This is a genomic window from Prevotella pallens ATCC 700821, from assembly GCF_000220255.1.
In the GTDB taxonomy this organism is placed as follows: Bacteria; Bacteroidota; Bacteroidia; order Bacteroidales; family Bacteroidaceae; genus Prevotella; species Prevotella pallens.
On the sequence record NZ_GL982513.1, the window covers coordinates 736,023 to 737,687 of the forward strand.

The window sequence follows — 1,665 nt, forward strand, 5'->3', positions numbered from 1 at the left end:
CGAATGAAAAAAAAGAATGTAGATTAGACGTTTGAACTGCAGAATACAATTCTACTTTTTTCAGCGCAATGTTTTTTATATCATTATTTTATATATTTTCAAACTTAATAGGGAATACTATCTCTTTGCGTTAAAGATAATGAAAATAAAATGATTTTTTAGTTTCTTCTTATTTATTCTACATATATTTGTTGTGCTTTACCTTAAATACAGATTAATGAAACAGAAATTTATAATAACTAAGATAATATGAAAACAACAAAAATTATTCTATTCCCTCTGAAGAAAGGAATAGATTCTGTAGACGGTATAGGAAAATATGAAATAGATATGTAGGTAAAATTGCAGTTATCAACCGATTAACGGAATTGATAAAGTTGTAATAGAATCTGATATCCTATCATTGATACATAAAAAATATATTGTAATTATTAATAAAAAAATAATATGAGAGTGAAAAAACTATTATTCCCAGCATTATCGCTTCTATTAGCGACGGCAATGTTTACAAGTTGCAGCAAAGACGAAACGTCTAATCTGTTAAACGAAATGAAACCTGTTACTTTCGCCCCAGTAGAAGATCAAGTTCTATCTTCCGAACCAACAGGAAATGTCGTTGGAAATGAGAAAGAATATCGAGAAATTATCAAAAAACAAATTACGCTTAATCCTGTAGAATTAGTAGATGAAAGTCTTTCAGAAGTAATTTTCCCTGGTTGTGTTCTTCGTGGCGATGCTTTTATGAAAGGAGAATATTCGCCAGTGTCTATTAAAAATCCGAAAACTATAACCTTGTCGGCAAATATTCACGGAAGAAATCTGCAAGAAAGTAAACAAGTATTCCCCACTTTAAGCGATGTGCGTCAAGGTATCAACGATTTGATAGAGCCGAATAAAGATTTAATAGAATATAATAATGCACCTGCATATATTACTTACCTTAATAATGTTGTAACAACAACGGAAAGTTTTAACAAGACATTCAACATTCATACGAATGTAAATGTACTTAATGATATTGTAAAAGCACATTTCAACTATGAAGCGCACAATTATTCTTCATCGGGCAAGCATTATGTCTTGGTAAAAGTAAGACAACAATTTTTTAACATATCAATGGATGCAAAACAGCCTGATGAATGGGGAACTTTTGATAATTTAGGAGAATACGAACCCGTTTATGTAAGTAGTGTAGATTATGGTCGTGTGTTACATTTGCTTATTGAAACAAAAGAGAGTGCCGATTCTATCTCAAAAATGATAAAAGGCGGCATAAAAGCTTCATTTACAAAGTTTAATAGAAGCGTAGAAACCGAATATAAGAAACAGTGGAATAGCTATTTTAATTCTGGAAAAATCCAAATTATGGTTGCTGGCGGTCCACATGAATATGCAAGGAAGATACGCGATTATGATAGTTTTATGGAATTTATAGATGTACCAAATTCCAGATCGTTAATACATGCATCTGTTCCTATTGGTTATCGTGTGCGTTCTGTGCGAAACAATAGAGAAGTAGAAGTGAGAGGTTTTTATACCGAAGAGGTTATTACACTTAAAAAGTAAGCAACAATGATGCAAGTTTATATTTCCATTAGGATTGTTAAACTTGCATCGTTTTAGAATTATATTTATACTCTCTTAAAATTCTAATTATAAGGAAGC

1 protein-coding gene is annotated in these 1,665 nt (G+C 30.9%); it reads left to right on the forward strand.

The genetic code is table 11. The annotated features are described in order from the left end of the window. Window positions 1-447 precede the first annotated feature (447 nt). Window positions 448-1,566 (forward strand): thiol-activated cytolysin family protein, encoded by a 1,119-nt coding sequence (locus HMPREF9144_RS02760; protein WP_006044327.1) that lies wholly within the window; start codon window positions 448-450, stop codon window positions 1,564-1,566. Window positions 1,567-1,665: the final 99 nt, after the last annotated feature.

Excerpts from the sequence above, each read along its gene's own strand:
- HMPREF9144_RS02760 (WP_006044327.1), top strand. The coding sequence starts at position 448 with ATGAGAGTGAAAAAACTATTATTCCCAGCATTATCGCTTCTATTAGCG.